16 protein-coding genes are annotated in these 19,315 nt (G+C 52.1%); 8 read left to right on the plus strand and 8 right to left on the minus strand.

Annotated elements, in window-relative coordinates; all coding sequences use genetic code 11:
• Nucleotides 1-30: 30 nt before the first annotated feature.
• Both EBB54_RS27970 and EBB54_RS27975 read left to right on the plus strand, forming a co-directional pair.
• Nucleotides 31-1,338: a hypothetical protein gene (locus EBB54_RS27970; RefSeq protein ID WP_125129986.1), complete on the plus strand. Its 1,308-nt coding sequence runs from the start codon at nt 31-33 to the stop codon at nt 1,336-1,338.
• A 3-nt stretch (nt 1,339-1,341) separates the two neighbouring features.
• Complete coding sequence (locus EBB54_RS27975) at nt 1,342-3,576, plus strand: hybrid sensor histidine kinase/response regulator (RefSeq protein WP_125129988.1); 2,235 nt, start codon at nt 1,342-1,344, stop codon at nt 3,574-3,576.
• 29 nt (nt 3,577-3,605) lie between these two features.
• Here EBB54_RS27975 and EBB54_RS27980 read toward each other — a convergent pair whose 3' ends face one another.
• Nucleotides 3,606-4,178 (minus strand): helix-turn-helix domain-containing protein, encoded by a 573-nt coding sequence (locus tag EBB54_RS27980; protein WP_125129990.1) that lies wholly within the window; start codon nt 4,176-4,178, stop codon nt 3,606-3,608.
• Between the two features lie 312 nt (nt 4,179-4,490).
• Here EBB54_RS27980 and EBB54_RS27985 point away from each other — a divergent pair, with 312 nt between their 5' ends.
• Genes EBB54_RS27985 through EBB54_RS27995 form a run of 3 tightly spaced genes read left to right on the plus strand, consistent with a single transcriptional unit; the run spans nt 4,491 to nt 9,001 of the window.
• A complete protein-coding gene (locus tag EBB54_RS27985) occupies nt 4,491-5,555 on the plus strand; it encodes a mandelate racemase/muconate lactonizing enzyme family protein (protein ID WP_125129992.1) in 1,065 nt (354 codons plus the stop codon).
• A gap of 44 nt (nt 5,556-5,599) precedes the next feature.
• Nucleotides 5,600-6,766, plus strand: coding sequence for a DUF819 family protein (locus EBB54_RS27990; protein WP_125129994.1), 1,167 nt, complete (start codon nt 5,600-5,602; stop codon nt 6,764-6,766).
• A 45-nt stretch (nt 6,767-6,811) separates the two neighbouring features.
• The gene (locus EBB54_RS27995) at nt 6,812-9,001 is read left to right on the plus strand and encodes a CocE/NonD family hydrolase (RefSeq protein ID WP_125129996.1); all 2,190 of its coding nucleotides are present in this window, start codon (nt 6,812-6,814) and stop codon (nt 8,999-9,001) included.
• Between the two features lie 58 nt (nt 9,002-9,059).
• Here EBB54_RS27995 and EBB54_RS28000 read toward each other — a convergent pair whose 3' ends face one another.
• The 7 genes from EBB54_RS28000 to EBB54_RS28030 form a co-directional block, all read right to left on the minus strand.
• Nucleotides 9,060-9,977: a D-ribose ABC transporter substrate-binding protein gene (locus EBB54_RS28000; RefSeq protein WP_125129998.1), complete on the minus strand. Its 918-nt coding sequence runs from the start codon at nt 9,975-9,977 to the stop codon at nt 9,060-9,062.
• A 123-nt stretch (nt 9,978-10,100) separates the two neighbouring features.
• On the minus strand, nt 10,101-11,042 hold the full coding sequence (locus EBB54_RS28005; RefSeq protein WP_125130000.1) for an ABC transporter permease: 942 nt from the start codon (nt 11,040-11,042) through the stop codon (nt 10,101-10,103).
• On the minus strand, nt 11,042-12,526 hold the full coding sequence (locus EBB54_RS28010; protein WP_125130002.1) for a sugar ABC transporter ATP-binding protein: 1,485 nt from the start codon (nt 12,524-12,526) through the stop codon (nt 11,042-11,044). Before EBB54_RS28010 ends, EBB54_RS28005 begins: the two co-directional genes overlap by 1 nt.
• A 60-nt stretch (nt 12,527-12,586) precedes the next feature.
• Nucleotides 12,587-12,994 carry a D-ribose pyranase gene (gene rbsD, locus EBB54_RS28015; protein WP_125130004.1) on the minus strand — a complete coding sequence of 136 codons (408 nt, stop codon included), beginning with the start codon at nt 12,992-12,994 and terminating at the stop codon, nt 12,587-12,589.
• A 61-nt stretch (nt 12,995-13,055) separates the two neighbouring features.
• A complete protein-coding gene (gene rbsK / locus EBB54_RS28020; protein ID WP_125130006.1) occupies nt 13,056-13,949 on the minus strand; it encodes a ribokinase in 894 nt (297 codons plus the stop codon).
• Between the two features lie 416 nt (nt 13,950-14,365).
• A complete protein-coding gene (locus EBB54_RS28025; protein WP_125130008.1) occupies nt 14,366-15,370 on the minus strand; it encodes a LacI family DNA-binding transcriptional regulator in 1,005 nt (334 codons plus the stop codon).
• Between the two features lie 311 nt (nt 15,371-15,681).
• Nucleotides 15,682-16,524 (minus strand): CPBP family intramembrane glutamic endopeptidase, encoded by an 843-nt coding sequence (locus EBB54_RS28030; protein WP_243127847.1) that lies wholly within the window; start codon nt 16,522-16,524, stop codon nt 15,682-15,684.
• Between the two features lie 170 nt (nt 16,525-16,694).
• Between EBB54_RS28030 and EBB54_RS28035 the strand changes: the two genes are divergently transcribed.
• The 3 genes from EBB54_RS28035 (at nt 16,695) to EBB54_RS28045 (ending at nt 19,207) form a co-directional block, all read left to right on the plus strand.
• Entirely contained in the window at nt 16,695-17,717 is a 1,023-nt protein-coding gene (locus EBB54_RS28035) for an SPFH domain-containing protein (protein ID WP_125130010.1), read from the plus strand.
• 3 nt (nt 17,718-17,720) lie between these two features.
• Nucleotides 17,721-17,921: a hypothetical protein gene (locus EBB54_RS28040; RefSeq protein ID WP_004080322.1), complete on the plus strand. Its 201-nt coding sequence runs from the start codon at nt 17,721-17,723 to the stop codon at nt 17,919-17,921.
• Nucleotides 17,922-18,187: 266 nt separating this feature from the next.
• Nucleotides 18,188-19,207 (plus strand): hypothetical protein, encoded by a 1,020-nt coding sequence (locus EBB54_RS28045; protein WP_125130012.1) that lies wholly within the window; start codon nt 18,188-18,190, stop codon nt 19,205-19,207.
• Nucleotides 19,208-19,315: the final 108 nt, after the last annotated feature.

Genomic DNA, 19,315 nt, shown 5'->3' on the forward strand with positions numbered 1-19,315 from the left:
ACGATTTCATGTTTGACAGGGAGAGAGACAATGAAAAAACGATCGGCATATTATTTCCTGACCGGGATTGCGGTGTGCTGTCTTGCGGCCTGCAGCGGGAAGCCGGAGGGGTTGGAAGGGCAGAAGAACGGGACGGGAGAAAAGCTTACGGTCACTGCCCTGTATTACACGGAACTGCCGGAATTTGAGGCGCTGGCGGAGTCTTCCTTCAAAGACATTGACCTGCAGATCGAGCAGGAGAGCGTTTCCGCATACAACGGTGTTACGCTGCAGCGCCTTAAGGAAGGGCAGGGTCAGGATCTGGTGTTCACCTCCATGCCCAGGGGAGAGGCCGGGGAGTATGTGCTGGACTTGAGTGCGAATGCATTTTCCGCAGATTTTACCAGTTCCACGATGGATCTGATCCGGCGCGGCGGAAAGACCATCTGGCTGCCCATGCCCGGCGTGTACAAAGGGCTGATCGTAAACCGGACGCTGGCCCGGGAACTGGGGAAGGACGTGCCCGAAAGCCTGCAGGAATTAAAAGCACTGATGAAGGCTGCCAAAGAAGCAGGTGCAGGGGCGGACGAAAACGGATTTACATTTGGGGCCGCGGAGATGGACGAGCTCTCTGTAGGGGAAATGATCCTCGGTACGATGATTCCGGATTTTCTGGGGACGATGGAAGGCGAGTGGTGGGCCAATGATTTTCTCGGCAAAAAAGCAGATGCAAAGGGGATATTGGAAGAGCCTTTGTCCTTGTTTTTCTCCCTTGCGTCGGAAGGATATATGGATCCTGTGTGTATTTACAAGGGAATGGCCCAGGAAAGCATTGCCCCCGCGGCAGAGCGCATGGTCTTGCGGAAACTGTCGGTATGCAGCGGCAACAGCGACACATTGCACCGCATCCGGGAGAGCGGCACGGAGGATGAATTTGTGATGATCCCCTTTTTAAGCGGCGCGGGCCATCCGCCTTGGGTGACCACTGCACCGGCTTCTTATCTGGGTGTCAATAGGGCGCTTGCAGAAGACGAAAAGAAGCTGGATGCGGCGCTGCGCCTCCTGGAGCTGTTTGCAAGCCCCGAGGGACAGGCGGCGGTGCTGCGGGATACGCGGGCCAGCATGTCTTATCTGAACGAACCGGTGGAAGGCTCGGGCGCGGAAAATACCGGGCTGGAGCGGTACGTGGAAGAGGGATATGTGTACAACACCAATCGTTTTTACGCGGATATGACCGGGCTGCTCGGCAGCAGTATGGTGAGGGTCAGCATGGGCAGGACGGAACTGTCCGAAGCCCTGTCTTCCATCGACAGCCTGAATAAAAACAGGACGGACCACAATACGGGGGCGGAAGAATAAGCTATGGCAGATATCAATAAAAAGAAAGAAACAGGACAAAAAGAAAACGAAGAAGAACAGGAAAAAGGCAGGGGCGTCCGTTTTATCACGGCGCTTTGCATTTTGCTGGTGGTGGTGAACTTTTCTACCTGGTGGCTTTTAAAAAGTTCCCAGGAGACGACGGAAGATGCGGTCTACGGCGTCAGCAGCCTGTATCTGGAAGAGTTGACGATGCAGAAGGCGAACCAGTTTACGGATACGATGAAAAGCGAGATCCGGCAGCTTCTGGTGACCATCCATGCTCTCCGGGAATCGGATCTGGCGGATCAGAAATCCATGCAGTCGTTTATCGGACAGATGAAGAATAACAACGATTTTGATTTTTTCGCGCTGATCGATGAGCATGGGACGGTGTATACGGAGAACGAAAGCTTCCCCGGAATTTCCAAATTTCAGTTTCCGGAACGGGACTTTACGGAGCCTGCGGTGTCATTTGACCAGAGTATCGGAAATGAAAATCTGGTGCTGCTCACGGTGCCGCTGGAAGGCAGGTCTCTGGACGGAAGCGGCCTGATCGCGGCGTCTGTGGGGATCGACGCGGACACGGTGTCGGACAGGCTGGCCCTGAGCCAGAGCGACGGACGGTCGTTCAGCAATGTGGTAATGGCTGACGGCAGCTATGTAATCCGAACCTACCATATGCATATGCCGGAAAATACCAACCTGTTTTCCCTGTTGGAGCGGGATGCCGAATTTACAAACGGGACTTCCGCAAAAGGCTGGAAGGAAGACATGAAAGCGGGGAAGCCTGGGATGGCAGTCTATGAGCTGCAGGACGTCCTGCATTATACATATTATATGCCCATTGAAGGTACGGACTGGTTCATCACGACCACGCTCCATTACGACCTGATCAGCAGAAATGTGGATGTGATCCGGACGACTCTGACCAGAAACAGTACGATTCAGCTTATTTTGATCCTGTTTGTCCTGTGTGCGCTTTTTGCGGTGTACCTGTCGATGCAGAAGCGGAACCAAAGGCTGCATTTTGAAAAGCTGCAGGCAGAGGAGGGGAGCAAGGCAAAAAGTGCCTTCCTTTCCAATATGTCCCACGATATCCGTACGCCGATGAACGCTATCATTGGATTCACCAATCTGGCCGTCAAGCATGCGGAGGATGCCGAAAGGACGAGAAATTATCTGAACAAGATCCTGGCTTCCGGCAACCACCTGCTGGCATTGATCAACGACGTGCTGGAAATGAGCCGCATTGAGAGTGGGAAGCTGCATCTGGAAGAAACGGAATGCAATCTTCTGGAGGTGCTGGACGGCTTAAACAGCATGATTTTCGGACAGGCTCAGGATAAGCAGCTGGAGCTGGCCATGGATGCGGTTCATTTGGCGCATGCCGAGGTATACTGCGACAAACTGCGGTTGAACCAGATGCTGCTCAACCTGCTGGGCAATTCGATTAAATTCACACCGGCAGGAGGAAAGATCTCGGTGCTCGTTGAGGAGACCGGGGGCGCCCCGGAAGGCTTCGGTTCCTACGTGATCCGGGTTAAGGACAATGGGATCGGGATGTCTCCCGAGTTTGCGGCAAAGGTATTCACCCCCTTTGAGCGGGAAAAAACATCGACGGTCAGCGGGATTCAGGGAACCGGGCTGGGAATGGCCATTACGAAGAATATTGTGGATCGGATGAACGGAACCATTGAGGTGGTGACCGCGCCCGGCCAGGGCTGCGAGTTTGTGATCCGGCTCAGGCTCAGGCTGCGGGAAGGGGCGGCACAGGCTGCGGGGGCCGGCGGCAGCGAAAAGCAGCGGGGCTTCGGGCAGCAGGATACGGCGGAGATCCCGGAAAACAAACCGGAATTTTCGGGCAGACGGATTCTGCTGGCGGAGGATAATGACCTGAACCGGGAGATTGCAGCGGAGATCCTGGAAGAAGCCGGATTTGAAATCGAGGAAGCAGAAGACGGAGGCACCGCCCTTGAGAAGGTGCGTGCATCCGAACCGGGATATTATGATTTGATCCTGATGGATATCCAGATGCCGGTTATGGACGGCTATGAGGCATCCAGAGCCATCCGCAGTCTGGAAAACAGAGAGCTGGCCGGGATTCCGATCATTGCCATGACGGCAAATGCGTTTGAGGAGGACCGGAAAGCAGCCCTGGAGGCGGGCATGGACGGACATCTGGCGAAACCGCTGGATCTGGATATGCTGTTTGCCGTGCTGGAAAAAATGCTGCGCTGAGGCCGGGAAGGCAGCGCGGCCCGGCGGCTTTATTTTGGAAAATGAAGGGTTCCCCAGACCGGCGGACTGATGACGAAGAGCACTTTCGTGACGGCATCCGTATCGTTGATACACATATGCGGAAGATCTTCCCGGATGATCGTAGTGTCTCCGGTGCGCAGCTCGATCACTTCGTCTCTAAGTATCAGAGTCAGGACGCCTTCGAGAACAAGAAGCGTTTCCTCCGAGTGATGGACGATGGGGATCTCGGTATCCCGGGAGCGGGGCTGCAGGACGGCTTTTACCATCAATATCCTGGGCAGAAAATTTTGAGAAGGAAGCGGCGTCAGAAATTCGTATTCGATGTCGCTTTTTTTCGTATGTACGGACACACGGTCTTCCTTCCGGATCGTCAGGCTGCCGTTTTCCTGCTCATCCTCGATCAAAACATACAGCGGAACGCCAAATTCCTTCGCGATCTTCCGCAGGGAGGACAGGGATGGTTCTGCTTCGTTTCTTTCTAATTGTGAAATATATCCGATCGACAGGCCGGTACGCGCTGCCAGTTCTTTGATCGTCAGGTTCATTTTTTTCCGGTATTTTCTGATCTTGTTGTCTGACATGAAAAACTCCTTACTTGCAACGAATATACTGGTATTATTCTAACGTTTTTCACCGCATTGTGCAACAAATTTTTCTTTCCGCATGGTTTGTATCCCACACCTTTTAACCCCCTTTTTTTCTTCATGAAACAAATTTGACTGGATCAATTTTAGAATTATATTGACCTGAAATTATATATATAGTAAAATTAGTTGAAATATCTGATGAAAAATATTGATATTTTCTGAATTTTACCGGAATGGTTTTGGACGGCGGACAGGCAATGTCTGCGCAGGCAGACAAATCGATTGGTTTGGAAAAGGAGAAAAAAGATGAGAATTACAGGAATGAAAGTGGAGAAAGTGAGGATTCCCATGACGGCATCGCTGAAGGTGGCGTTTGCTACAGTGGATTCGCTGGAAAGCGTTCTGATCCGTGTGGAGACAGACGAAGGCTGCGTGGGATTCGGGGAAGCCTCCCCCTTTGCGCCGGTGACAGGGGAGACGCTGGATGGAGTCATCGCGGTGCTGGACATTTTCCGGCAGGGGCTGATGGGCATGGACCCTATGGATATTGAGGCGGTGCATGCCATGATGGACGGCGTGATCGTAGGAAACGGAGCCGCAAAATGCGCCGTGGATCTTGCCATGTACGATCTGATGGGTAAGGCGGCGGGAGTGCCGGTGTACAAGCTTCTGGGCGGATATTCGAATACCGTGCAGAACGACATCACCATCGGTATCAGCACCCCGGAGCAAATGGCGGAGGAAGCGAAAAAATATGTGTCCGAATATGGATATCGGATTTTAAAGGTCAAGGCGGGCATTGACTGGCAGGAGGACATCCGCGCCATGAAGCTGATCCGGGGAGCGGTAGGCCCCCAGATCCGTCTGCGGGTGGACGCAAACCAGGGATACGATATTGCCAAAGCCCAGCGGGCCCTCAAAGGCTTCCGGGAATACGGCGTTGAGGCGGTGGAGCAGTGCCTACCCCACTGGGATCTGGAAGGAGCCGCATACCTTCGGAACCATGCGGAGGGAATCCACATGATGCTGGACGAGTCGATCCACGATCCGGTGGACGCGGCCAGAGCGTGCCGTCTGGGGTCTGCAGATATTTTAAATATCAAGCTGATGAAATGCGGTGGGCTGTATCCGGCGCAGAAGATCAATGCCGTGGCAGAGGCAAACGGCGTGACCTGTATGGTGGGCTGTATGCTGGAGACCAGGCTGGCGATTACCGCAGGCTTAAGCCTGGTGGCGGCCAAGAAAAATGTGACGGAAGCAGACTGCGACAGCTTCTTATACTACAAAGAAAATCCGGTGGAGGGCGGATTTGTCCAGGATAAGGATACGTTTACACTGCTGAATAAACCGGGCTTTGGGGTGACATTCTAATACTGCCGGGAAGTCAGAAAATACAAGAGAGGTGAGAAAAAAATATGCAGTTTCCTATTTTTCAATCTACGGATGCGATGCTGACAGTCATTCTTATGATGGTCGCGTTTTCTCTGTGGGTGCAGAAATTTAAACTATTTAAGTATGTCGGGCCGGCGCTGACGGTGATTATCCTGGGAATGATCCTGGTGAACCTTCACATTGTGCCGGGAGCCCAGGACGTGTACGGTGTGGTCATCACCTACTGCGTACCCATGTCCATTTCCATTTATCTGCTGAATGTAAACTTGAAGGAGCTGGCAAAGCTGTCCGGAAAGGCGCTGGCAGCCCTGCTGTCGGCGGTGTTCAGCGTCTGCCTGATGGCAACCCTGTTCGGTGCAGTCTTCGGCGGAAAGATGTTTGAAGGATGGAAGATCGCGGGGATGTTTGTGGGGACTTACACAGGAGGAAGCGGCAACCTGACCGCCATTGCGGTAGGGCTGGACGCGGCCAATGATACCATCGCCGCGGCCAATGCGGCGGATTATGTGATCGGTATGCCGACCATGTTTTTGATGTTTGCGGCTCCGGCGCTGTTCCAAAACGTGAAATTTTTGAAAAAAGTGTGGCCTTATGAACTGGAAGAAAAAGACCGGGTAGGCGAAGGGGATCATCCGGTACTGATGGGGGATGAAAAGTGGAGCATCAAGGATATCGCATGGCTTCTGGCGATTTCCGTACTGATCGTGACTGTTGCCACAAAGCTCTCCGCCTTTATGCCCTCTGATTTTGCCAGCGCGGGAAGAGTCCTGCTGATCTCCACATTTTCCATTATCGCCGCGCAGATTCCTTTTGTGAGCAGGCTGCGGGGCAATATCAACCTGGGGCTGTTTTTCGGGCTGATGTATCTGGCGATCATCGGATTCAGCGTAGACCTGGCGTCCTTCTTTAGTTCCACGATGATTATTACCGTGTTCTGCTTCTGCGTGATTATCGGAAGCATTCTGCTCCATCTGCTGATCAGCAGGCTGTGCAAGGTGCCTTACGAATATGTGATCCTTGGAATCACCGGCGCCATTGCGGACGGGACCACCGCATCCCTGGTGGCATCCAGCGCGAAGTGGAACCGTCTCATCAGCGTGGGCCTGCTTATGGGCGTGGTCGGCGGAGTCTGCGGAAATTATCTGGGGATATTGGTTGCGTATGTGATCCGGGCGATCATCGGAGCTTAGAAACAAAGGAGTTTCGCTTACAGACAGGAGAAAGAGTGAAAAAATATGGAACGATGGGGATTTTATCTGTCAGGTATCCGATATGGTATCTGTGAAAAAGAAGGAGAACACATTTTTCATCAGCCTCTGCTTGTAGAGACAGGGGAATTTGGAGAAAAGAGAGAACTGACAAAGGAAGAGGAGTGGTATAAAAAGCTGGGGAAGATGGATGTCCTTGACGCCCTTCTCCATACGGAGGAGTACGAGCACGCCCTGGCGGAACAAGAGGAGGGATTTTCCACCCCGGCGGGAACCCGGTATGAGCGAAAGAGCGAAACGGAGTACGTGGAGCGGGAGATCAAATTTCCGAAAGACCTGCTGGTGGAAGACGGGCAGATCATCGCCTTTGTGACGCCTGCCCGGGACTGCTGCTCCCTGCTTGTGCGGGAAGGCTTTGAGGACAGAACCCTTCTGGCAAAATGGAAGGAGACCTACCCGGAGCCCATCTGCCGCGTCCGTCCGGTTCAGACGTACATGGTGCCCATGCGGGACGGGGTTCGTCTGGCGGCGGACGTATACCTTCCCGAAAAGGAGGGAACGGCAGCGGCAGTGCTGGTCCGCACCCCCTACGGAAAATCCAATGACATGGAGCCTTACTACCGATTTGTCCAGAGGGGCTTTGCCGTGGTCATCCAGGATGTCCGGGGCCGGGAGGACAGCGAAGGCGAATGGCTTCCTATGTACTATGAAGTGGAGGACGGGGACGACACCCTGAACTGGATCGCGGCCCAGCCCTGGAGCAGCGGGGATGTGGCCATGACCGGCGGTTCGTACCTGGGGTATGTCCAGTGGGCGGCGGCTGCCAGCGGCAATCCACATTTGAAGGCCATGCTCAGCAGCGTCTGCTCCGGCAGCGCCTTTGTGGATGTGCCCAGACGGGGCGGGTGCTTCAATTCCGGTATGCTGGCATGGGCCTTTGCCGTGTCCGGCCAGCGCATGGACGCGCAGAAAATGGTGCGGGAGGACTGGGACGAGGTGCTTGCGATCCGTCCCCTGGAGGACCTGGCGCCGAAAGCGCTGGGGTACGATGTGCCGTTCCTGCGCAAATGGATTTCCCATATGGACTGCGACGAGCTGTGGCAGCGGGGAAGCTGGAAGGAGCGGTTCGGGGCGCGGCGGGTGCCTGCGCTGATCATGTCCGGCTGGTTTGACGACAACGGGATGGGGACTACGGAAGCCCTGGACCTGTATGCGGATTATGAGGAAAAGAAGGTGGTTCTGGGGCCCTGGATGCACAGCGGCAATGCCAATTATGACATCCACGGGTTTGCGCTTGGAAACAATGCCCTCCGGTATGACATGGATCTGCTCTGTTTTGCATGGCTGGAGCATTATGTCAACGGTGTGGAAAACGGGATAGAGAAGACTCCGAAGGTAGAGTATTATACGATGGGGAGCAACCAGTGGAAAACAGCGGACAACTGGCCCGTTCCCGAAACCCGGGAGCTGGTGCTTTACCTGGACGGGGACGGAACAGATGGGGCAAAGCAGCAGCCCGGGAACGAAGACTGCGGGGCAGCAAGCCGGGAGCAGCAGCCTGGGGACGAAGACTGCAAGGCAGTGGGCCAGGAGCAGCAGCTTGAGGAGAACACCTGTGCCGCAGCAAAGAACCGGGGCCGCCTGACCACGGAAAAAGCACTTGCGGCAGGGGCAGATATCTACCGCTACGACCCGGAAAATCCGCCGGTTCATATCATTGACCTGTCGGAAAATGAGCTGGAAGTGCCGGAGGATTACACGGAGGAGGAGAAGCGAAAAGACATTCTGTGCTACTCCACGGAATCTCTGGAACAGGATCTGACCATTACCGGGGACGCCTTGGCCCAGATTTACATTTCCTCAGACTGCGAGGACACGGATCTGGTAGTGCGGATTACGGATGTGGACGAAAACGGGCGTTCCATGAAACTGGCGGACGGCGTGATCTGTGTCCGTTACCGGAACCAGTTCTCCCACCCGGAATTTATGGAACCGGGAAAGGTATATCCTGTGGAGATCCGCACCACAAAGCTGTCCCACACCTTCCAGAAGGGGCATAAGCTGCGGGTGACGGTTACGTCCGGCGCGAAAAACTTTATTTTCCCCAACCGGAATACACGGGGCGGGTTCAACGGCGTGGAGATGAAGGTTGCAGAAAACCGGATTCACCGCGGCGGGGAATACGCTTCCCGGATCGTGCTCAGACAGGAAATCTAAAAAAAGAAGACTGCCTCCTTGTGAATCGAACAAGGGGCAGTCTTTTTTACGCGCCTTTTTATTTTGTAACCAACTCCACTTCTACAGGCAGGGACTTTTCAACCTCTTCGCCTGCGATCAGCTTGATCGCCGTCAGGACAGCGGTCTCGCCCATCAGCTCCGGTTTCTGGGCAACCGTAGCCGTCATCCGTCCGGCTTCTACCTCATTTACCGCGTCGTCGGTGGCGTCGAAGCCGACCACCTTGATATCCTTCCGGGTGGCCGCGATTGCCTGCAGCGCTCCAAGGGCCATCTCGTCGTTGTGGGCAAATACGCCTTTGATGGAAGAATCCGACTGGAGGATATTTTCCATAACGGTCATTCCCTCCGCGCGGTCGAAATTCGCGCTCTGGCTTGCCACAACGTCCAGATCCTTGTCTGCCGCTTCATGGAAGCCTGCGCCGCGGTCGATGGTAGCGGATGCCCCGGGAACCCCTTCCAGCTCCGCAACTTTCGCGCCTTTTCCAATCTGCTCGATGAGATATTCCGTAGCCATCTTCGCACCGGCCACATTGTCGGACGCGATCTGGCAGTGTACGTCAACTCCGTTTACCACACGGTCAACGGAAATGACCTTGATGCCCTGGGAAAGCGCGTTCTGCACGGCAGGCGCAACCGCGTCGGAATCCACCGGATTGACGATCAGGACGCTGACGTTTCTGGAAATCAGGTCTTCGATGTCGTTCTGCTGTTTTGCGCTGTCGTCACCGGCATCCGCAACCGCCAGTTTTACACCTTCTTTTTCTGCGGCCGCCTCCGCGCCCTCAGCAAGAGATACGAAGAACGGGTTGTTCAGTGTGGAGACGGAAAGCCCGATGGAACCGTTTCCGGTGCTCTCCATGATCTCCCCTTCGCCATCGATGGTGATCGCGTTGCACCCTGCCAGGCTGAGTGCCATAGTTAATACCATCATGATACCTGCTATTTTTTTCAACATTTATTTTTTCCTCCTTCATGCTGCAGCCTGCATGCGCCGCAGGCTACCCTGTGTATGTATCGCTGATTTTTTGCGCATGTGTGTGAAGTGGCTGTGAATAGTAACAAACAATACGCCCCACCATTATCTCTTGCGGTCCGACAGTACGGCGATCAGGATGACGAACCCTTTGATTACGTCTTGATAGTAAGAGGATACGCCAAGGATGTTCAGGCCGTTGTTCAGCACCGCGATGATGAGCACGCCGATCAGTGTTCCGTAGATCTTTCCGCGTCCGCCGCTCATACTCGTACCGCCGAGGGCTACGGCCGCAATGGCGTCAAGCTCAAACCCGTCTCCAAGCTGGGGCTGTGCGGAACCGAGTCTTGAAAGCAGGATCAAACCGGACAGGGCGGACATAAAGCCGGAGATCGCGTACACGATGATTTTGGTTCTGTGGATGTTGATTCCTGCAAGCTTCGCGCATTTCCAGTTGCTTCCTGTCGCGTAGACCGCCCGGCCGAAGGTGGTTTTGTTGAGCAGGAAATAAAAGCCGGCAAAGATCAGAAGCAGCAGGATGGCCGGAATGGGGACGCGGTAAAAATTCCCTCTTCCCAGCAGTTTGAGCACAAAGCTGTCTCCCAGGTTGGAGATCGGCTTTCCGCCTGTATAGATCATCGTAGCACCGCGGTAAACTGTCATGGTGATCAGGGTCGCAATGAACGCCTGCAGCCTTCCTTTTGTCACCAGAAGCCCGCTGACTGCGCCCAGCACGGTTCCGATTGCCAGAGCCAGAAGCATGGCGGCGCCGGCCGGAACCCCGCTGGAAATCATGCCTGCACAGAGTACGGTGCTTAAGGCAAGGACAGAGCCGACAGACAGGTCGATGGCATCCGTCAGGATAACGCAGGTCATACCGAAGGCGATCAGCCCGTTGATCGAGGACTGGCGGAGCAGGGATAAAAAGTTGCTTCCTGTCCGAAATTCAGGGCTTATGATACTGATTCCGGCAACCAGCAGTACCAGCGCGATTAGGGCGCCCTGATCCTGCAGATGATCTGTTATTTTCTTCTTATTTGTTTCCATTAAATTGTACCTCCTGTCGCTAATGTCATGATATTTTCCTGATTGGCTTCTTCTTTATAAACGATTCCTCTGACCAGGCCCTCGCGGACCACCATTACCCGGTCGCTCATGCCCAGGACTTCCGGCAGCTCGGAGGACACCATGATGATCGCCACCCCTTTTGCCGCCAGGTCGTTGATGATGCTGTAAATCTCCTTTTTCGCGCCGATATCCACGCCCCGGGTGGGTTCGTCCAGGATCAGGATCTTCGGGTCTGTGTAGACCCATTTCGCGAATACGACCTTCTGCTGGTTGCCGCCGCTTAAGTTGCTGCACTCATGGGACGGCCCGAAGCAGCGGATGCGCAGTTCTTCGATCCCTTTTGTCACCAGTTCCCGTTCCTTCTTCCGATCCAGCACATGATTGTTGGAAACGATGGGGAGGTTGGCCAGCGCAATGTTTTTCTCTATGCTTTCCTCCAGCATCAGCCCTTCTACCTTCCGGTCCTCGGTGATGAAGCCGATCCCGTTTCTCATGGCCTGGATGGGGGACTTGATCTGCACCTCTTTGCCGTTGATCTCGATTTTTCCGGATTCATAAGGGAGGTTGCCGAAAATGGCCTGCATAATCTCGGTTCTTCCCGCGCCCATCAGGCCGGACACTCCGAGAACCTCCCCGGCTTTCACCTCAAACTCCACATCCTGGAACACGCCTTTTTTGGTCAGGCCGCTGACCTTTAAGACAGTTTCTCCGATCTTGCAGTCGCGCTCCGGATAACGCTCCCCGATCTCACGTCCGATCATCAGCTTGACGATCTCATTCATATTGGTCTCCGGAATATGTTTGGTTCCCACATAGGTACCGTCGCGCAGTACGCTGATCCTGTCGCACAGCTCAAAGATTTCCTCCATTCTATGGGAAATATATACGATGGAGACTCCGGCTTTGCGCAGCGACTGGATCACTTCGAAGAGAACCACCGTCTCGCTCTGGGTCAGGGCGGCAGTGGGCTCATCCATGATGATGACCTTGGCGTCCACCATGAGGGCCTTGCAGATCTCAATCATCTGCTGCTGGCCTACGGACAGGTTGGACATGACCTCGCCAGGATCAATCCTGACGCCCAGCCGTCCCAGCGCTTCCGAGGCTTTCTGCCGCATGGCCTTCTGGTTGCAGAATCCGAACCTGTTTTTGATTTCTTTTCCCATAAATAAATTTTCTTCCACCGTCAGGTCAAATAATACGTTCAGTTCCTGGTGGATAAACACGATCCCCGCTTTTTCCGCTTCCTGCGGGTTCTTGTAGTTTACTTCCGCGCCGTCTACAATGACCGTCCCTTTGTCTTTCGTGTAGACGCCTGTTAAAATCTTCATCAGGGTAGACTTTCCGGCTCCGTTTTCACCCATGAGCGCATGGACTTCCCCATGACCCAGGACAAATCCGGCATCCTTCAGCACCTGATTCGTTCCGAAGGATTTGTCAATCCCCTTCATTTCGATCTGCATTTCATTTCCTCCTAGTATAATAATGTTGTCGCGGGATGGCATTCGAAAATGCCTTTTTCTTTAAAACAGGCAGGCAGACTGCAGGATGATGTTGGCGTAGGGGGTTGTTTCCCCTGTTCGGATGACCGCCCTGCATGACTTCGTACGTGCCTTTAACTCCGCGTGGGATACGTATTCGACCTGGCATGCCGTATCCATCTGTTCTACCAGTTCCAGGATTTCTTTTAGAACCGCCGGGTTCTGCTCACGGATTTCCTCCGCAAGAACCACCTTTTCGATCTTCATTTCCTTTTCCACTTCCCTCAGCACTTCCATGAAGGAGGGAACGCCCAGCTTCAGCGCAAGGTCGATGCGTTCCGTCTCGTCCGGGATCGGGAGGCCGCAGTCCCCGACTGCCAGCGTATCCGTATGTCCCATATAGGACAGAACCCTTGAAATATCCGCGTTTATAATTCCGTTTTTCTTCATATTGCTACCTCCCAGATTTGTAACCAATTTGCGAAGCAAATTGATTGCTTAACATGTGATCCTATTGATTCTCCATTGCAGCCATGACTTCTTCGCGGGTCGGCATTCCGCCCTGCGCTCCGAACTTTTCCGTGGACAGGCCGGCCGCCGTATTGGCAAATGCGAGAGCCTCCGGGAGCTCTTTTCCCTCGGTGACAGCTACGGTGAACGCTCCGTTCAAAGTGTCTCCGGCTCCGGTGGTATCTACGACATTCGCTTTTCTCGCGGGCACCAGGATGACCTGACCGCTTTTCAGACAGGTGCTGACGCCCCGGGAGCCCTGTGTGATCACCAGCTTTTCCGGATATCTCTTCATCATCTCCTCAAACGAAATGTCTCTGCCGAACAGGATCACGGCTTCATGCTCGTTGGGGGTCAGGTATGTAACCTTTTCCAGAATTTCCTGCTTCACCGGCCGCGCGGGACCCGGATTCAGGACGACCTTGACGCCGTTTTCAGCACAGAGGGCGATGACATACTCGACTGTCTCCTGGGGGATCTCATGCTGGAGCAGGACGATCTCGCACTCCAGAAGGGAATCCTTCACTTCGTTCACGTAGTCGATATTGACATGGTCGTTTGTGCCTGCAACGACTATGATCGTATTGTCGTTGTCCCCAACCGTGATCATGGCCAGCCCGGTGGGCACCCCTGTAACCGTCTTGATGCATTTTGTCTCAACGCCTGTGTCCTGCAGGTTCTTTAACAGGCTTGCACCTGCCGCGTCGTCTCCTACGCATCCGAACATCTCGACCTCTGCCCCCAGCTTTGCCATGGCAACCGCCTGATTCGCACCTTTTCCGCCTGGAATATACTTCAGATCCCAGCCCTTGAGTGTCTCTCCTTTGAGAGGAATCCGCTCTGCCTTCACCGTCATGTCCATGTTAATGCTTCCGACTACTCCGATCTTTCCCATGATTTTGTACCTCCTTTTTGAATTGTATAATCTGCATTATAAACTTTTATATAAAATTTTCAATAGTTTTTTATAATATTTTTTGATAAAAATTAAAATTTGTTTATATATGATAAAAATAGATGAAAAAAATTGTGCAAAATTACCATGGATATATCTGCTGTTATGGAAAAGGATATATGGAAAGAATTTTTAGAATAAAAAATAGAATAAAAATTTTATATAAAATTTTATAAAATTTTGGCTGTGGGAGAGATTTGAGCGTATATTTCTGGACAAAAAAAGGCCGCCGCATTTTGCTGGATGCGGCAGCCTTGTCTTGTCGTTTGTATCTGTTCCGGCCATACCGGATCGAATTTGATCGGTTCCTTCCGGCCATTTGGAATCCATCCCCGGACTGTATGAACACAGAGCTCTTAGCCTGTAATTTCTTTCACGCTTCCACGTTCTATAAAATCCGCACAGACCTGGATTTTCACCTTTGCCTTACTGTCAGTCCTGTCCGCCGAGAGCAGTTCGCGGACCGCCCTGGCCCCCAGCTCCTGCTTGTATACGTGGACCGTAGACAGAGGCGGATCAGAAACCATCCCATAGGCCACATTGTCAAAGCCGATGACCGATATATCTCCGGGTATGTCGTAACCGTATTCTTTCATGGCCTGCATACTTCCGATTGCAATCACGTCGGTATCCGCAAAAAATGCCGTGGGCAGTTCTTTCGCATGATCCAGGTACTCCTTCATCTTCTGATACGCAGTTTCGATTTTGGTGCCCACCGTTGCGGTATATTCCGGCTTCGCGGGGAGTCCATGCTGATTCATCACCTGGCGATAGCCTGCCTCTCGGGAACGGAATGCCTGTATCCGAAATTCTCCGCGCAGGTAACCGATCTTAGTATGCCCTTTTTCTACCAGATATTCCACGGCTCCGGCGGCGGCGTCCATATCATTGACCAGTACGCTGTCAAAGGCATATTTGTCGCAGCGTCCATCCAACAGTATGATCCGGTTTTTCGCGCCGGCATAGGGTTCATAATCCTCCTCGAGCATCTCTGTCCCGAGAAGCACCACCGCGCTCTGCATGTCCGACAGAATGTCGTAAAGCTGTTCCTGATAATCCGGATCATGGATGTCCACATAACAGAATACCGTTTCATAGCCCATGAGCTTTGCCTGGTGCTCTACGCCTTCGATCACGGAGGGGTGAAAGGTGCTGTCATCGATGATCAGCCCATTCCTCCGGAATATCACAAACCGGATCTTCGTGATCTCCTCGTCCACGCGGTAGCCCAGTTCTTCCGCAACCTTTAATATCTTTTCGGCAGTCTCCTTATTCACTCCTTTTTTGCGGTTCAGCGCATTGGAGACCGTAGACATGGAAAATCCGGTTTCCTCGCTGATTTTACGAATATTTACCTTCATGCTCTATCTGTCCTCTCGCTTCAAGTAAATATTATTATAGCATACTCAAAAAATTTTTGGAAAAGATTTTTGCGGTACGGGCGGAACTTTTTCCAGCTGTGCGGTTGCAATCCGACAGGTCGTTTACATGCAATTTATTGCAATGGAAATGACCTGTCGGATTAGCAACCCATTTATTAATGAGCAAAATGTGGCTGCGTTAGCAGACACAAGAGTGCGTTAGCACGGATTTTGCGAATGGATGAATGGGTTGGATACTCTTTAGAGTATCCAACCGCACAGCTGGAACTTTTTTCGAAAAATAATCGCTGCTATGAAAAGGCAACCAGCATAGAAACAATAAAATTACCTGTGCCATGCAGCAGAATACTCGGAAGAATGGAGCCGTTGAAGAGCTTCTCATTTAAACATCCCAACAATAACGCGCCCATTCCGGTAAAAATAAAAACTAAGGTATGATACCACAATCCTACATCCAGTCCCGCTATCACATAAAGTATATTGTGCATCAGTCCGAACAGAACCGCCTGCAAAAGAACCCCTTTCACGATTCCTGCCTTGCTGCAGAACCGTTTGCATAAAAAACCTCTGTACAAAATTTCTTCCGCTACGCCATTAGCGATAAAATTTTGGATGAAAGCCGGCAGGATGGCAGCAGCTCCGATTCCTGCAAAAACATTGCCGGATATAGAAGAACTGTCTTCTATGTATTCCAGTGTTTTGGGATCGATAAACTGTGTAAAATCAAAATTATAAAAGAAGTAATATAAAACTGCAAAAGCGAGCAGTACATACCATTTGGTTTTTAACTGGGGTTTGTAAAGCCCGACCCACTGAAAAAATCCTTCTTCCTTTCGGTGTCTGAAAAACCACCAGGCCGCAGGCACGGATGAAAATAAAATCAAATTTACAAACATTGTGGTTATGCTAGATATGACAAGTTCCAAGACAAGTCCCTCCTTAAATTTTTCCAACCGTACAGCCGGAAATTTTTTGGTTCCCGCGAAGCAACGAGCCAAGTAGCCATGCTTGCATGGATATTTGGCGACTGCCGCGAGGGTCAAAGACACCGTAGCTTGCTGCGGGGTCTTTGGTTTCTGGAATGAATCCTTGGTTATATTATCATAACGGCCCTGATATGGCAACCCGTCCATGTTACAGGTCACGCCTGACCGGTCTCGAACTGTAATCCATATATTCATCCGAGCATCAGAAATATTTTTGTGTATTGACAAAATGATATTAAAATGATATCATATCACTATCAAAACTAATTGGCTTTTTTTCAGGCATAAGAGTCGGGAAGGCGAGGAGGACATGTGACATGAAAGAAAAGGTATTGAAAAACAAGAAAAACGGTATCGCGATGCTGCTGCTTTTTTTACTGCTCTATATAGCGGCAATCGCAGGTACCGTTGTGGGCGGGATCATCATTTCCAGGAAGGGACTTCCGATCCTGCTGATCATCAGCTGTATCTGGCTGGCGGTGGGATGGATTCCGTTCTGCGGCCTGAAAGTATTGAAGCCTCAGGAGGCCCTTGTACTGACGCTGTTTGGAAAATATGTGGGAACCCTGAAGGAAGAGGGCTTCTACTACGTGAACCCATTTTGCGCCAGCGTGAATCCGGCGGCCAAGACTAAGCTGAGCCAGAGCGGGGATGTGGACAGAGGCGCACGGAAAGCATTTTCCATTTCCATGGAAGGCACTAACGTACAGGGAGAGACGCCGGCCAGCAATAAGATTTCCCTCAAGGTCATGACCCTGAACAACAGCCGCCAGAAGATCAACGACTGCCTGGGCAATCCGGTGGAGATCGGGATCGCGGTGATGTGGAAGGTGACCGATACGGCGAAGGCAGTGTTCAACGTAGACAACTACAAAGAATATCTTTCCCTCCAGTGCGACAGCGCCCTCCGGGATATTGTCCGTATTTATCCCTACGACGTGGCTCCCAATGTGGATACCACCGGGGACGGCGTGGCGGACGAAGGCAGCCTGCGGGGCTCCAGCGAGGTGGTGGCCAACCGGATTCGGGAGCAGATCCAGCAGAAGGTAAGGGACGCCGGCCTGGAGATCCTTGAGGCACGCATCACTCACCTGGCCTACGCGCCGGAGATTGCGTCGGTGATGCTCCAGAGGCAGCAGGCTTCCGCGGTTGTGGATGCAAGGAAAATGATCGTGGACGGTGCGGTCGGCATGGTAGAGATGGCGCTGAACCGTTTGAATGAGAATCATATGGTGGAACTGGATGAGGAAAGAAAGGCGGCTATGGTTTCCAATATGCTGGTGGTGCTCTGCGGCAATCATGACGCGCAGCCCATTGTAAATGCAGGAAGCCTGTATTAAAATATGGCTGAGTCAAAAAAGAAGCAGGTTCCTCTGCGGCTGTCGGAAAAGCTGTACAACGCCATTGCCGCATGGGCGGAGGATGACTTCCGTTCCGTGAACGGACAGATTGAATATTTACTGACGGAGTGTGTAAGACAGAGGAAGAAAAACGGAAAATATGTTTCAGAGCATCTGGATGAGCCGCCGGAGCTGGATATCTGAAACGAAAGTATTCATACGGCAGAAAAATAGTCGCCGCTGTGTTTGAATTACAGCGGTTGCTGTTCACACGGCGTCGTGCAGCAGAGTGCACGACGCCTATTCATTCATATGTGCAAAAAATCATTTACTTTCTTCTTGCTTTCTGTTATACTTGCCGTGTGAAAACTTATCGGACAGCGCCATTCTGGCAGTCCGGCACTTCTGGCATTTCGCCGTATTTCACAGTAGCTTTTACACTCTTTTACAAAAGAAAGGAGTCATACTCTATGTCTGAAAAACACGTAACTGGCGGCAAGCTGTGGGATGAAATCCTCAAAGCGATTGTGGATGCCATGCCGGAGCAGCTCTTTCCGCTCTTCAAAGAAATTTATGGAAAAGACTATCCGAAAGGTACTTCCATCACCCTGCTCGCCACGGAATCCTCCACCTATCAGGAGAGCCCGGATACACCTCCCGGCTCCCGTTTGTCCGATATCACACTTTTAGTAAACGGTACGGACTATTATCATCTGGAATGCCAGATGCATAACGATCAGGATATAGTGATCCGTATGATCGCTTATGATCTGCACTTTGCAATGCAGTACACGACTTCCGCAGACGAGAAGCAGGGAGGGTTCGTCATGCATTTCCCCCGCTCTACGGTCATTTATCCGGAAAAGAACGGGAAACTTCCGGATTGTCTGCGCTGCCGCATTGTCTTTCCAGACGGCAGCGAACACATTTACCAGATTCCCACTGTCCGGATTCAGTCTTATTCCCTTCAGGAAATTCATGAAAAGCATCTGGATCTTTTTCTGCCTTATGTACTGCTCCGCCTGCGCCCCCGCATGAATCCGAGAAGAAAAAGCCAGCTTACCAAAAAGGAATTGACAGACTTTACTGCCCAGGTTATATTAATCTTAGAAGATGAATGGAAACAAGGTTATCTGACGGAACGCGAATTTGATGACTATATCAATCTTTTCCGCCGTGCAGCAGACAGAGTCTTAAAAAAACATGCTGATTTTCGAAAGGAGGTAGACCTTATGACAAAACCGCTGATCGAACTGCCCAGCGTCCTCCAAAAGCGTCTTCGTACTGAGAACGACGCCCTGATCGCTGACCTTGCTGAAAAAAATAAGCAGCTCGCGGATAAGGATGCAGAGCTTGCGGATAAAGATGTGGAGCTTGCCAACAGGAATACTCTGCTTGCGGATAAAGATGCAGAGCTTGCCAACAAAAATGCAGAACTGGCCCGAATGAAAGAACTACTCGCGCAGTATCATATTCCTGCGGCAACATAATTCACCTCTCTGCAGGTATACCCAAGGGCGACCCATCACGGAATTGGCAGGATGCGCTGCCGTGAGCACCTGGTCAGGGAGCGGTTACTGTTCACGATGCCTTGCACC

It is taken from the genome of Schaedlerella arabinosiphila (assembly GCF_003885045.1).
GTDB classification, from domain to species: domain Bacteria; phylum Bacillota; class Clostridia; order Lachnospirales; family Lachnospiraceae; genus Schaedlerella; species Schaedlerella arabinosiphila.

Bases quoted from the DNA above. Each gene is read 5' to 3' on its own strand.
- EBB54_RS27995 (WP_125129996.1), top strand. From the start codon at position 6,812: ATGGAACGATGGGGATTTTATCTGTCAGGTATCCGATATGGTATCTGT.
- EBB54_RS28030 (WP_243127847.1), bottom strand. From the start codon at position 16,524: ATGGACGGGTTGCCATATCAGGGCCGTTATGATAATATAACCAAGGAT.
- EBB54_RS28025 (WP_125130008.1), bottom strand. From the start codon at position 15,370: ATGAAGGTAAATATTCGTAAAATCAGCGAGGAAACCGGATTTTCCATG.
- EBB54_RS28005 (WP_125130000.1), bottom strand. From the start codon at position 11,042: ATGGAAACAAATAAGAAGAAAATAACAGATCATCTGCAGGATCAGGGC.
- EBB54_RS28045 (WP_125130012.1), top strand. From the start codon at position 18,188: ATGTCTGAAAAACACGTAACTGGCGGCAAGCTGTGGGATGAAATCCTC.
- EBB54_RS28010 (WP_125130002.1), bottom strand. From the start codon at position 12,526: ATGCAGATCGAAATGAAGGGGATTGACAAATCCTTCGGAACGAATCAG.
- EBB54_RS27975 (WP_125129988.1), top strand. From the start codon at position 1,342: ATGGCAGATATCAATAAAAAGAAAGAAACAGGACAAAAAGAAAACGAA.
- EBB54_RS28035 (WP_125130010.1), top strand. From the start codon at position 16,695: ATGAAAGAAAAGGTATTGAAAAACAAGAAAAACGGTATCGCGATGCTG.
- EBB54_RS27970 (WP_125129986.1), top strand. From the start codon at position 31: ATGAAAAAACGATCGGCATATTATTTCCTGACCGGGATTGCGGTGTGC.
- EBB54_RS28000 (WP_125129998.1), bottom strand. From the start codon at position 9,977: ATGTTGAAAAAAATAGCAGGTATCATGATGGTATTAACTATGGCACTC.
- EBB54_RS27985 (WP_125129992.1), top strand. From the start codon at position 4,491: ATGAGAATTACAGGAATGAAAGTGGAGAAAGTGAGGATTCCCATGACG.
- rbsK (WP_125130006.1), bottom strand. From the start codon at position 13,949: ATGGGAAAGATCGGAGTAGTCGGAAGCATTAACATGGACATGACGGTG.
- rbsD (WP_125130004.1), bottom strand. From the start codon at position 12,994: ATGAAGAAAAACGGAATTATAAACGCGGATATTTCAAGGGTTCTGTCC.
- EBB54_RS27980 (WP_125129990.1), bottom strand. From the start codon at position 4,178: ATGTCAGACAACAAGATCAGAAAATACCGGAAAAAAATGAACCTGACG.
- EBB54_RS27990 (WP_125129994.1), top strand. From the start codon at position 5,600: ATGCAGTTTCCTATTTTTCAATCTACGGATGCGATGCTGACAGTCATT.
- EBB54_RS28040 (WP_004080322.1), top strand. From the start codon at position 17,721: ATGGCTGAGTCAAAAAAGAAGCAGGTTCCTCTGCGGCTGTCGGAAAAG.